The following is a 12,641-nucleotide window of genomic DNA, read 5'->3' as shown; positions in this document are numbered from 1 at the left end:
GCACCGGCCATCACGGCGCTGCACTTATTAAATGCACAACGCACATCCATAAGTGTTTGTTATCCAGCCAGAGCGAAGTTGTCTTAACCCGCCGATTAAAACTTTGCGTAGTTTTGCGCTGTGCCGAGAACAGCAAGACGTGACACAGATCACGCAAAGGAAACGCTGCCTGCAACGGCGGGCAATTAATAACAGGGGCTGACTCAGCGCCGTAATCGGTTATTCCTGCGCACTACCGCGCACGCTCAACACTGCCAATCGCACGGTATTCCACACTTCATGCAACGGCATTAGGTAGCATCATGACCTTGATTAAATACTCCACGGGGATTCTCGGCTTGCTGGCCGCTCACAATGCGATGGCAGCAGGTTTAATCGATGACAGCCACGCGACGTTATTGGCTCGTAACTTCTACAGTAACGCCGATAACCGCGATGGCGCCGCAGCGCCTAATTACACTCAAGAGTGGGGCCAGGGCTTTATTCTGAACTTCGCCTCCGGCTTCACCCAGGGTCCCGTCGGTTTTGGTGTCGACGCCGTGGGCATGCTGGGGATCAAGCTGGACTCAGGCAAGGGCGTGCACTACAACCCCACCGGCAGCGCTCGTCAGGGCAACATCTTCCCTACCGACGGCGATGGCCGTGCGGTCGACGACTTCAGCAGCGTCGGCATGACCCTCAAGGCTCTGGTGTCGAAAACCGAGTTCCGTTACGGCACCCTGCAACCGAAGCTGCCGATCCTGATCGCCAGTGATCGTCTGGTCTGGCAAACCTTTCAGGGTGCCCAGGTAGAGTCGCGGGAGATCGATAACCTGACCCTCACCGCCGGCCGTATCGACAAGGTCAAAGAGCGCGGTTCAACCGATGAAGAAGGTCTTTCGATCGCGGGGTCGAATGCCAAGTTTGACCCGGTCAATCCAGGCATCAATACCACGCGCAGCACTTATTCCCATGAATTCTGGTATGGCGGCGGTTCATACAAAGCCACCCCTGATTTGACTCTGCAATACTATTACGCCAACTTGAGCAACTTTTACAAACAGCACTTTCTGGGTGCCTTATATGGTCTTCAGTTGGGGCCGGGACGTTTAACGTCGGATATTCGTCATTGGGACAACAGCTCCGATGGCCGTAACGGTAATGACCCTGATTACTTCAGTACGGGCTATTACGGCAACGGTGTGACCCGCGGCAAAGTCGACAGCCGTTTGACCAGTGGGCTGTTTACTTACACCTTGGGCGCGCACGCTGTTTCTGCGGGTTACCAACAAGTCAACGGCAGCAGCGATGCCGTCTGGCTCAACGAAGGCGCAGGCACCACCAGCTACTTCATGACGGAAACCATGTCCGGTAAATTCCAGCGAGCCGGCGAGCGCGCCTGGCAGTTGCGCTACGCCTATGACTTCGCCGGAATGGGCTTCCCGGGCTGGTCGCTGAAGACGGTCTATACCAATGGCGATCACATCAAGACCGCTGCCGCCGACGGCAAGGAATGGACCCGCGACACGACGCTGGCCTACGTGGTGCAATCCGGCCCCGCCAAAGGCCTGAGCACGGCCGTTCGCCAAGGCGTGTTCCGCACCGACATGCAGCGCGACACCGACGAATACCGGGTCATTATCGACTACCCCATCTCGTTGTTTTGAGACGACGTCGCGCACTTCAGGGGTGCGCCTTGTTAACCCCGAGTTATCCGGGTCAAGGCGACAGTGCGAAGCTGTCGCCCTGTCACCTCCACGCCTCCCGGATTACGCTGAAACGGGCACGCTCTACGGCGCAAACCCTCGAAGCACGTTGTCAATCTCCGAGACCACCTGCTTCGTTGCCTCCTCGATCAGCCCTTCATTGCGACACAACACCCAGCCGTTCTCTGAAACCGCTCGCTCGAACGCCTGGGTGCACGCAGCGTGTTCGTCCAGTGAGTGAATCACCGTACTGCTCAACCCACGGCGTCGAGCGGCGGCCCTCCCCCATGAAATCTCCGCCGCAGTGACCACCCCGACGTGCAAGTCCGGCACGCGCACGTTCCTGTCAATGTTCAACTGCAGGATCTCGGCAAACGGGACTAGCCGGCGAAAGGCGGCATCGGACGGGTACCAGCGATCCATGAGGATGATGCTGTCGGCGGGCTGCTTCGTCAGGACGTTTCGGGAAATCCAGCCACGGCTGTCAGCAAGACGCTTACACACCTCCCACTCCAGATTCCGGTCGGGGTGTCTGACGAGTTGGTTGACGAGCGCCATTGTTTCACCCCGGTGGGGGTCACTTTTGCTCTCGCACAGCCGAATCACTTTCTTGTGGTCAGCCCTCAGAGATTTCGTCACGGCTTCCAGGAGGGTGGTTTTACCCACCCCCTTTGGCCCATCCAGAGAAACAAACAGCGGATGGTTCATGCTTTAAACAGCGAGGGCGTCATCAATGGCCGCTGTCAGGCGAGGATCGTCCGCCGTCACGTCTGGGGCAAAGCGCCCGATCACCTTGCCGTCTCGCCCGATCAGAAACTTCTCGAAATTCCACAGCACGTCGGTGCCTGCGCCGCTTTCAATGCCGTAGCCCTTGAGGCGTTCACGGAACGGCCCGTCGCCGGTGGCAGCGGGCTGGGCGGCGGTCAGTTCGCGGTAGAGCGGGTGCGTATCGTCGCCGGCGACCGAGATTTTCGAGAACAGCGGGAAGTGCACGTCATAAGTGGTCGAGCAAAACGACTGGATGTCGCTGTCACTGCCCGGCTCCTGTTCCTTGAAGTTGTTGGCCGGAAAGCCCAGCACTTCAAGTCCGGCGTCCTTCTTGCTCTGATACAGGCTTTCAAGCCCTTCGTATTGCGGCGTCAGCCCGCATTTGGACGCCACGTTCACCACCAGCAACACTTTGCCCTTGTACTGGCCCAGGTTGACTGGCGTGCCATCGATTTGCTTGAGGGGGATGTCTACAGAGAATCCGTCATGAGTGGCTCCTGCTTGCTGGGTCGGGATATCTGGACCAACCCATCGGTCAGCCTTTAGGGACACCTTAAAGCATGCGGCCGATGATTCGTTGATGTTTTTCGCCCTCCTCCCAAGGCTTTGTCAGAAAGGCAGAACATGGTTCGGCCCTTTCCTCGTTTCCGGTCGAGCGGAGATACCGTTCAGCGTCCCGGGCGTAATTCTTCGATCAACGGTCAGAACCTATGTGACAGTATGGCAGTCTGACATCACATATTATTTTCTCGGCCCTGCGAGGCCTGACATGAATGACCTGCACCGCCGCAACCCGTGTCGCCTGCCTGTACTGCTGTTGATCACGCTGTCCACGGTGATCGGACTTTCCATTGTGTGGGAATTCGAGCTCGAAGCCTGGGTGATGCGCTGGCTCGCCTTGCCCTATGACGCTGACTTTGAAGACGCCGAAAGATGGCGATTCGTCCTCACTGTCACAGGGTTTTCCCTGATCTCGTTGATCATCCCGACCATCCTGCTCAAACGCCTGATCGCCAACGCCCAGTCCAGCTTCCGCGGACTGAAACAGGCACAGGCGCAGACTGAAACCCTGGCCACTTATGACTCGCTCAGTGGGCTGATCAACCGGCGCATCTTCATGGACATGGTTCGCAATCAGCTCGGTTTGAAGCGGCCTGCGGCAGTCATGCTTATCGATCTGGACCACTTCAAGGCGGTCAATGATCAGCACGGTCACGCCGCCGGCGATACGGTGCTCGTGGAAATAGCGCGCAGGCTCGAAGCCATCGCCGACGATAACGGGGGCGTGGCGGTGCGCCTGGGCGGTGATGAGTTCTGCCTGCTGTTTCTCACGTTCAAACACCAGGCCGAGCTCTGCCAGATCGCCGAGGCGGCTGTGTCCGGGCTTGGCGCGCCATTGTCCGGCGCCGTCGAACCTTCAGCGTTGGGCGCCACCATTGGCATTGCACGTTCGTGGACCGACGCACAGGAGGCTTCGGCGTTGTTGCACTGCGCCGACACGGCGATGTACCGAGGCAAGAAGGACGGGCGTTCGACCTACAACTTCTACGACAGCGAATACGAAAAGCAGCGCCGGGCCCAGGCCGACCTTGAACTGGCACTGAGACGGGCGGTTGAAGCAGACGAAATCGTGCCCTACTTCCAGCCCATCGTGGCGCTCCCTTCTCAGGAGGTTGTGGGGTTTGAAGTCCTCGCACGCTGGCTCAAGCCCGACGGCAGCACCGCCACACCGGCCGACTTCATTCCGGTGCTGGAGCGCCTGGGATTGATCCCGGCCATGACCCGCTCGCTGATCAGCCAAGCCTGTCGCGCCGCGAATCGTTGGGACGATCACCTGCGCTTGTCCATGAACGTCAGCGCCGCCATGGTGACCGACGCGCTGTTTCCCGATCAGTTGCTGGAGCAACTGCGGCGAGAGCAGTTTGCGTTTCACCGCTTCGAAGTCGAAATCACCGAGGAAGCCCTGGTCGGCAATCTGGACGTGGCGCGGCAGAACCTGAGCAAATTGCACGACCACGGCATTACGGTGGCGCTGGATGACTTCGGTATCGGTTATTCCAGCCTGTATCACCTGACCCGCCTGTCCATCGACAAGATCAAAATAGACCGGTCGTTCTTTGAACCCGGGCAAACCGATCACCTGCCCATGGTCGAAGCCATCCTGGGCATGGCGCGCAGCCTGAAAATGCAGGTCACGGCCGAAGGCGTCGAGGAGTTCCACCTGCCCCATCTGCCGTCCTGGCTGGCCAACAGCGGATGCGATTATGCCCAGGGCTACCTCTACGGCCGCCCGAAGCCTGCTTCGAGTCTGTTCTGCTACAACCACTCATCGTTTGCCCAGCTGGCAGGCTGAGGCATCGTCGGCATGTGCGCGGGTCATAGCGTCTGCGCTTCCGGGTCTTCGCGGGCCAGTCGGCGCGGCTCAGTCAGTGCGGTTTGAAATGCACTGAACGCTGGCGCCGGCCTTGACTCCAAATCTTGCCCCGACGCTCACGGCCAACGTGTCGCGTCGGCGAGCATTCGAATCATCTGCCAGATCAAGGAATTCCCATGACCGATCCACGCAACGTCGCCCACGACAAAAAAGTCCAGCAAGAAAAGAAGAACCACGGCGAAGAAGTCGCACCGGATGCCGTGCACGCGCCGCAGCCAGGCATGAAGCCCGCGCTCAAGCACGACGATGATGCTGCAGAGCAAGACGAACAGGCGTGAATCAGGCGTTGAACCGAGCTTGATATCAGCGTTTGGCGGCGCTGACTGACGTCAGTCGCCGCTGTATTTCCTCTTCCCCTTGTCATTATTCGTAAGTTCCCCCGCACAGCCCCTGCACTTGGCCATCATCTGCCTGAAAGCATGACAGGGCACCACCTCCTCTTGAAAGCATCGGCGCGGTCCCTATCTTGGGCTTCTGTCTTCAGTTTGAACCGGGCAGGAGCCAGTCTCCTGCCAGTGCGAGAGAGAGAGAAGGACGCCAGATCATGCGCGGTAATGCCCTCAACCACCCAAAATCCGACCCATCTTCCGTCAAGCACCCGGGCGCCCAGTGGCGGTTGATGAGTGCCTACGAGCGCTTCGAGCAACTGGTGGTCATCGCCCTCAGCCTGATCATCGCCGTGGTGATTCTCATCGCGCTGCTTCAGCTGTGCCGCAGCCTGCTGCCGTTGCTGATCACCGGTGCCCTCGACCCGCTGGACCACGGCGTCTTCCAGTCGGTGTTCGGCTCGATTTTCACCGTGCTGATCGCACTGGAATTCAAGCACTCGATCATCCGCCCGGCACTGCGGCGCAACAGCGTCGTCCAGGTGCGGACGGTGCTGTTGATCGCGCTACTGGCGCTGAGCCGCAAGTTCGTCATTCTCGACACCCTGACCACGCCGGCGTCGACCATTGCCGCGCTGGGCTTCGCGACCCTGGTGCTTGGCGTGGTCTGCTGGTTGCTGGGCAAACGAGACCTGTCGGCGCAGGATTAGCGGCCTGGCATCCCGGCAGGACTGCCCTCCCATGCCTTTGCCGATGGGTTGCGTGAACACTTCCCCGCGTTGCACCCCAGGTGGTTCAAAGCTGACTGACACAACCGACTGGCCGGAAGGCGCCGATGAGTAGCGGCCTTGGGTTCACCCGTTGAAGAACGTCCGGTACGCTTCGGTGATCCGGTCGATCAGGCGATGCTGGCGGAGGGCGTCTTCAAAGCGGGTCGCGTTGCTGGAACCCGTGGCTTTGTCCTCGGCATAGGCGGCGTAGAGGTAGGCCACGTCCTGCGCACTGGCATCGAGGTGCGTCATGTCAAGGGTCTGGTACCGCGCAGGGATCGGCAATTCCACGAACCTTTCGCTGCCGACGGTCATCGACGCAATAGCATTGTCGTGAGTGTTCTGGAAACCGCGCGGATTGGTGATCCGCAGCGCGCCCTCCGTGCCGGTGATGTCGATCTGCAGGCCGGTTTTGTGGTCCTGGCCTCCCTCAAGCTGAACCGAGAACAAGCCGTCCCCAGGCAGCGTGCCGATGATCATGACTTCGTTCGGGGCGTCATAGGGAATCTGCTCGCCGGTTTCCTCAATCGTGGTGACCGGGAATTGAGTCTGCGCAACCGCCGCGAGCATTTGTGGGAAGCCAACGCCATGAAACAGCATGTCGTGAAAGTGCCCGCCGTAGATCGACAACAGGTGGGTGAAGTTTTCGGTGTTGACCGCCCACTTGGCAAATGCCGGCATGACCGCACCGAATGCGTCCACGCCCACCGACATTCGCACCGCCCTGATGCTGCCGATGTGACCCTGCCGGATCAGGTCGTGCCAATACCGCGAGCTCGGCGAGAAGCGGCGCTGCAGGCCGATGATATGGCTGATGCCCCTGGCGTTGGCCATTTCCAGGATCTGCTCCGATTGCGCGGTGGTCGTGGACAGTGGCCATTCGCAGTACACGTCTTTGCCCGCCTCGATCACCTTTTGGGCAAGCCGACCGTGTTCGGGCGTGGGCGCCAGCACCACCACAAGGTCAACTTCGGGGTGGCTGACCAGTTCATCGGCGTTGTCGAACGCGTGGCGGATCTTGAAATCATCGGCATAGCCGCGCACCTTTTGCAGGTCACGACCGGAAAGCGCCACCACCTCGAATGCGTCAAGGGATTGCAGGGCGGGAATGTGTCCGTAGCGCGCCCACCCGCCGGTGCCGATGATGCCGACGCGGATTTTATGAGTCATTGAGCCTTCCTCTGTTCATGAAAGTGATGAGCGAGGCACGTCGCGAGTCCTGCATTGCCGGAGCGAGCGGGAGATCGCGCAGAGGCACAACGCGCTGGTGAAACAGAGTAGGCGTTCTCAGGTAGACGATTAAGAGGGTCAAGCGTCCATGCATAGGTGACGAATGTGTCCGCAATGGGTAAAGAAACGGCCGGGCTTAGCCAGCCTTTTCAATCACCAGGCCGCGGGCAAAATGAGCGACGACGAAGTCCACGAAAACCCTGACCCTGGGCGCCATTTGCCGGCTGCTCGGCCAGACAATATGAAAGGTGCTCGCGCCTGTCAGGTGCGTTGTCAGCAACGTCTGAAGCTGCCCGTCTGCCAATGCGTCACGGACCGCGAAATCGGGCAGACACGCAATCCCCCGACCCGCTTTGGCCATGTACAGCAAGGCAGCGACATCGCTGCAGATCATGGCGACGGGCAGTTGACCGACGGCTGACCGGGCGGCGGTCTGTTTGAAAGGCCATTGATACAGCTTTCCCGAATTCTGCCAGCGGTAGTGAAGGCACGCATGGTCCAGCAGGTCTGCGGGGCTGGACGGCACACCGTGAGCGTTGAGGTACCCAGGCGCGGCGACGATGCAGGCGCGGTATGGGCCCAAAGGCCGGGACTTGAGCCGGGAGTCGCTTAGATCGGTGCCCCGGATGACGACGTCGAACCCCTCCTCGATCACATCCACCAGCCGGTCAGTAAAGTCCAGGTCCAGCTCGATCTCAGGGTAGGCCTGCATGAAATCGGCGATAACCGGCAGCGGCAGCCCTCCCGCCAGGGCCAGCCCGACGCGCAACCGACCTCGCGGGCGCCCGGTCATCGCGGACATGTGGTCTTCGGCGGCCTGGACTTCGTCGAGGATGCGCCGACACCGCTGCAGAAACTCCTCGCCTTCCGAGGTGAGGCGAACGGTGCGGGTGCTCCGCTGAAACAGCCGCACCCCCATCCGCGCCTCCAGCCGGGAGATGCTTTTACTCACCGCAGAAGCAGAAATGCCCAAACTGCGTCCGGTGGCAACAAAGCTCTGGCTTTGTGCTGTCTGGACAAAAATTTCCAGCCCGCCCAGTGCGTTCAATCTGTCCAACAGTGCCTCGCTTGCGACATTCGATAGAAGGTGTGATGAAGAATAACTAAGACGCCTTCGACGTGTTCAAGTTGAACAATGTCGCTGCCGTGCCTCTTCGGTAGTCGGTCGGCGTCTGGTTCATCTCGTAACGGAAGTGTCGATTGAAGTTCGACAGGTTGATGTAACCCACTTCAAAACAGACATCGGCGATGGACATCTGTGTCTGCAGCAACAACCGGCAGGCCTTCTGGATGCGCAGCTTGCGCATCAAGTCGATAAACCCGTGGCCCGTCGCGCGCTTGAAGAACCGCGAGAACCCCGGCTCGCTCATGTGCAGTCGCTCGGCGATCACCGACAGCCTGATGTCCCCCGTGAGCTCCCGTTGCAGGTAGTCGAACGCCCGGTGAACGCGCTCGGCGCTTTTGGCATCCAGGGTCGGCGCGTAACACGAACTCGCCAGCGTGCGAGCTTCACGGGTAGGCGCTGTGCTCAGGATGTTGAGCAGATCGAGAAACAGCAGCAGGCGCGGCAACCCCTGCGCCATGCCGATGCGTTCAAGCAGCTCGGCCGCCTGAATTGCTGTACCGCCGGTAAATTCCAGCCCGCGGCGGGCGCGGTCAAACAACCCCTGCAGTTCACCCAGTTCAGGCAGTGTTTCGCGCAGCGCCAGCAACGTAGCACCGTCGAATTGCAGCACGACGTCACGGCCTTGCAGGTGCTCCCCCGGCGCAAGATCGCCCATCCAGTCATGGGGCAGATCAGGGCCGATCAGCGCGACATGGCCGGGGCCGAAAGCGCCGATGTAATCGCCCGCCACCAGTTTGCCGCTGCCTTTGCGGATCAGATGGATTTCGTACTCGGGGTGATGATTCCAGCGCGCGAGCGGATAGGGATAGTCGTGCTCGTACCAGCGAAAACTCTGCTGGGGCGCCGGCAGGATGATTTCCAGCTCGGCAGGCAGCTGCTCGAATAAGGCGGTTCGGCTTTCAGGCATGTCTGCCCCTTTTTTGTCGTTGTTGGCGCGAGCGTCCACACAACCATACCCCTCTTGCTTCCCCCTGCTCCACCTCGCCTGTCACTGCGCGCTGATACTTTTTTAGCCGGGCGCACGGCTGGGCTGCACGGTTAAAAAAGCATCAGTGGGACATCCTCAGCGTGTTTGTTGCAGCGCGTGCGAGCTGCTGTAATCGGCACGCCACTGCCCCGAAGTGAGACGTCAGAGGGACCGGCAGTGCTCAAAAACAACAATAACGATTCCGCGCCACCGGCGTGGAATGGAGATCACCATGAAGATCACCCAACACGCGCTGCTGCTGTCTGCCGGTCTGTCCCTGGCGGGCATCAGTCAGGCTGCCGAGACGATCACAATCGCCACCGTCAACAACAACGACATGATCCGCATGCAGCGGCTCTCCAGGGTATTCGAAGAGCAGCATCCGGACATCAAGCTCAATTGGGTGGTGCTCGAAGAAAACGTGCTGCGCCAACGACTGACCACCGACATCGCCACCCAGGGCGGCCAGTTCGATGTGCTGACCATTGGCACCTACGAGACGCCGTTGTGGGGCGCGAAAGGCTGGCTGGAGCCGATGAAGGATTTGCCGGCCAGCTACGACCTAGACGACATCATCCCGTCCGTGCGTCAGGGCCTGTCGGTCAACGACACCCTGTATGCATTGCCCTTCTATGGCGAGAGCACAGTGACCTATTACCGGACCGATCTGTTCAAACAGGCCGGGCTGAGCATGCCCGAGCGCCCGACCTGGACACAGCTCGGCGAGTTCGCCGCCAAACTGCATCACCCGGATCAAGGTCAGTACGGCATGTGCCTGAGGGGCAAGGCCGGCTGGGGCGAGAACATGGCCTTGCTGACCACCATGGCCAACGCATTTGGCGCCCGCTGGTTCGACGAACAATGGCAACCCCAGTTGACCAGCCCCGAGTGGACGGCCGCTGCCAACTTCTACGTCAATACGCTGAAAAACTACGGCCCGCCCGGCGTCTCCAGCAACGGCTTCAATGAAACCCTGGCGCTGTTCAACAGCGGCAAATGCGCAATCTGGGTCGATGCCAGCGTGGCAGGCTCGTTCACCACCGACAAAGAACAGAGCCGGGTCGTGGACAGCGTGGGTTTCGCCCCGGCGCCCGTTGAAGTGACCGACAAGGGTTCGTCCTGGCTGTACGCCTGGTCCCTGGCGATCCCCGCGACCTCCAAACACAAAGATGCCGCCAAGACGTTCACCACCTGGGCCACCTCCAAGGAATACATCCAGCTGGTCGCGCAGAAGGATGGCATCACCAACGTGCCGCCAGGCACCCGCACCTCCACCTACAGCGACGCCTATCTCAAGGCCGCGCCGTTCGCCAAAGTGACCCTGGAAATGATGAAGCACGCCGACCCGACACACCCGTCGGCCCAGCCTGTGCCCTACGTCGGCATCCAGTACGTGACCATCGCGGAATTCCAGGCGATCGGCACGTCCGTGGGCAAACTCTTTTCGGCCGCGCTCACCGGCCAGACCACTGTCGAGCAAGCTCTGGTGGCCGCGCAGTCGACGACGGAGCGGGAAATGAAACGCGCCGGTTACCCGAAAAAATAAATGCCCTGTCGGCAGCCCCCTGCCGCCTCTTTCTGCATGACGGATGACTCTTTCAATGAAACGACTCGAAGGTAAAAGCGCACTGATCACAGGTTCAGCCCGGGGTATCGGGCGGGCCTACGCCGAAGCCTACATTCGCGAAGGCGCGACGGTGGCCATCGCCGACATCAATCTGGAGCGCGCGACCCAGACCGCCACCGAACTGGGCGCCAGTGCCTACCCGGTGAGGATGGATGTCACCGATCAATCGTCCATCGACGCGGCCATTGCGGCCGTCGTCGCCACCACCGGCAAGCTGGATATCCTGATCAACAACGCTGCATTGTTTGATCTGGCACCAATAACCGAGATCACTCGCGAGAGTTACGAGCGCTTGTTCTCGATCAATGTGGCCGGCACGTTGTTCACCCTTCAGGCGGCGGCCAGGCAGATGATCGCCCAGGGTCATGGCGGCAAGATCATCAATATGGCGAGCCAGGCCGGCCGGCGCGGCGAGGCACTGGTGGGCGTTTACTGCGCGACCAAGGCCGCGGTCATCAGCCTGACCCAGTCAGCGGGACTGAACCTCATCAAGCACCGGATCAACGTCAATGCGATCGCCCCGGGCGTCGTCGACGGCGAGCACTGGGATGGTGTGGACGCGCTGTTTGCCAAACACGAGAACCGGCCGCTGGGCGAGAAGAAGCGGCTCGTCGGTGCCGAAGTGCCCTACGGCCGCATGGGCACTGCCCAGGACCTGACCGGCATGGCGATCTTTCTGGCGTCGGCTGAGAGCGATTATGTCGTCGCCCAGACCTACAACGTTGATGGTGGTAACTGGATGAGTTGAGCCCAAGGAGTGACCTCCAGGATATCGGGCATTGCTTTGCATCGGGCCTTACGCGACCCGGTGGAATTGCATATACCGAGACCGTCCTCTTCCCGGCTGAAGCCGACTCCACTGACTGATCGCGCACATCCCGTTATGATTGACCGCTCAATGAAAAGGGACGCAGGTCACATGGACATCAGAGGATCAGGCGTCATCGCCACAGCCAAAGGCCTCGCGATAGACGCCGACGTCCGTTTCGAATGCGTCGGCTGTGGCGCGTGCTGTCGCGGCCGCTTCGTGCCCTTGACCCTAAGTGAAGCCGTGACCTGGCTGAAACGCGGCGATCCTGTGGGGGTATTGCTTGAGGCATTCGACGATTCACTCTGGCCGGTCGACTCACCCGAATATGCCTACAACGCCGGGCGATCCGCGCCGGTCACCGGCGGTTCGGGTACGCTGCGGGTGACGGTGATTCTGGCGGCAAACGCGATTCCTGAATGCCCGAACCTTCAAAAAGACGGGCTCTGCTCGGTGTATCTTGAGCGGCCGCTGGTGTGCCGGATTTACCCGATGGAGATCAGTCCTTTCATTGAGCTGAAACCTGAAGCCAAGGACTGCCCGCCGGAAAGCTGGCAACAGGGCAGCCTGCTGGCCTCGGATCAGGGGTTGGCGATGCTGGTCCAGCAATCCCGCCAGACCGACCGCGAGGATGCCCGGCGCAAAGTGGCAGTGTGCGAAAGCCTGGGCCTGACCGTCGCCGGCTGGAAAGGCAACGGTCTGGTGATTCACCAGCCCTCGGTCGAAACACTGCTCGCCGCCTGCGAAAGCGCTGAGGTCAATGCCGGCCCCGCTGCTCAAGCCTGGCAGATCAAGGCAGAAGACCCGGCGTTGAGGGCTTATCTCCACGCTCAGTCCGTGCCCCTGGCTGACTCACCCAGCGACGATTACATCTTCCACCCACTGCCCCGCTGAACGGCC

The 12,641-nt window shown here is 60.4% G+C and carries 12 protein-coding genes; 7 read left to right on the top strand and 5 right to left on the bottom strand.

What is annotated here, in order from left to right; genetic code table 11:
* The first annotated feature begins 302 nt into the window (after positions 1–302).
* Positions 303–1,646 carry an OprD family porin gene (locus IFT47_RS20180; protein WP_192174665.1) on the top strand — a complete coding sequence of 448 codons (1,344 nt, stop codon included), beginning with the start codon at positions 303–305 and terminating at the stop codon, positions 1,644–1,646.
* A 123-nt stretch (positions 1,647–1,769) separates the two neighbouring features.
* Here IFT47_RS20180 and IFT47_RS20175 read toward each other — a convergent pair whose 3' ends face one another.
* Positions 1,770–2,393 carry a dTMP kinase gene (locus tag IFT47_RS20175; RefSeq protein ID WP_192174664.1) on the bottom strand — a complete coding sequence of 208 codons (624 nt, stop codon included), beginning with the start codon at positions 2,391–2,393 and terminating at the stop codon, positions 1,770–1,772.
* A gap of 3 nt (positions 2,394–2,396) precedes the next feature.
* Positions 2,397–2,969 (bottom strand): glutathione peroxidase, encoded by a 573-nt coding sequence (locus tag IFT47_RS20170; RefSeq protein WP_342345394.1) that lies wholly within the window; start codon positions 2,967–2,969, stop codon positions 2,397–2,399.
* Between the two features lie 253 nt (positions 2,970–3,222).
* Between IFT47_RS20170 and IFT47_RS20165 the strand changes: the two genes are divergently transcribed.
* The 3 genes from IFT47_RS20165 to IFT47_RS20155 all read left to right on the top strand — a co-directional run bounded on the left by IFT47_RS20165 (position 3,223) and on the right by IFT47_RS20155 (position 5,923).
* Entirely contained in the window at positions 3,223–4,806 is a 1,584-nt protein-coding gene (locus tag IFT47_RS20165; protein ID WP_192174663.1) for a putative bifunctional diguanylate cyclase/phosphodiesterase, read from the top strand.
* A 197-nt stretch (positions 4,807–5,003) separates the two neighbouring features.
* Positions 5,004–5,165: a hypothetical protein gene (locus IFT47_RS20160; RefSeq protein ID WP_192174662.1), complete on the top strand. Its 162-nt coding sequence runs from the start codon at positions 5,004–5,006 to the stop codon at positions 5,163–5,165.
* Positions 5,166–5,431: 266 nt separating this feature from the next.
* Positions 5,432–5,923, top strand: a complete 492-nt coding sequence (locus tag IFT47_RS20155) for a phosphate-starvation-inducible PsiE family protein (RefSeq protein ID WP_192174661.1) — start codon at positions 5,432–5,434, stop codon at positions 5,921–5,923.
* Between the two features lie 144 nt (positions 5,924–6,067).
* Here the strand turns inward: IFT47_RS20155 and IFT47_RS20150 are convergent, their stop codons facing one another.
* The 3 genes from IFT47_RS20150 to IFT47_RS20140 form a co-directional block, all read right to left on the bottom strand.
* Positions 6,068–7,153, bottom strand: a complete 1,086-nt coding sequence (locus IFT47_RS20150) for a Gfo/Idh/MocA family protein (protein WP_192174660.1) — start codon at positions 7,151–7,153, stop codon at positions 6,068–6,070.
* A 196-nt stretch (positions 7,154–7,349) separates the two neighbouring features.
* Positions 7,350–8,261, bottom strand: coding sequence for a LysR family transcriptional regulator (locus IFT47_RS20145; RefSeq protein WP_192174727.1), 912 nt, complete (start codon positions 8,259–8,261; stop codon positions 7,350–7,352).
* A gap of 55 nt (positions 8,262–8,316) precedes the next feature.
* On the bottom strand, positions 8,317–9,246 hold the full coding sequence (locus IFT47_RS20140) for a helix-turn-helix domain-containing protein (RefSeq protein ID WP_192174659.1): 930 nt from the start codon (positions 9,244–9,246) through the stop codon (positions 8,317–8,319).
* A 292-nt stretch (positions 9,247–9,538) separates the two neighbouring features.
* On the opposite strand from IFT47_RS20140, the gene IFT47_RS20135 reads away from it, so the two are divergent.
* From IFT47_RS20135 to IFT47_RS20125, 3 genes are all read left to right on the top strand, one after another.
* Positions 9,539–10,852: an ABC transporter substrate-binding protein gene (locus tag IFT47_RS20135; RefSeq protein ID WP_192174658.1), complete on the top strand. Its 1,314-nt coding sequence runs from the start codon at positions 9,539–9,541 to the stop codon at positions 10,850–10,852.
* A gap of 55 nt (positions 10,853–10,907) precedes the next feature.
* Entirely contained in the window at positions 10,908–11,681 is a 774-nt protein-coding gene (locus IFT47_RS20130) for an L-iditol 2-dehydrogenase (protein WP_192174657.1), read from the top strand.
* Positions 11,682–11,852: 171 nt separating this feature from the next.
* A complete protein-coding gene (locus tag IFT47_RS20125) occupies positions 11,853–12,635 on the top strand; it encodes a YkgJ family cysteine cluster protein (RefSeq protein WP_192174656.1) in 783 nt (260 codons plus the stop codon).
* The last annotated feature ends 6 nt before the right edge of the window (positions 12,636–12,641 follow it).

The sequence above is a fragment of the Pseudomonas sp. CFBP 13711 genome, from assembly GCF_014842265.1.
Lineage (GTDB): Bacteria > Pseudomonadota > Gammaproteobacteria > Pseudomonadales > Pseudomonadaceae > Aquipseudomonas.
This window is presented reverse-complemented; position numbering and strand designations above follow the sequence as displayed.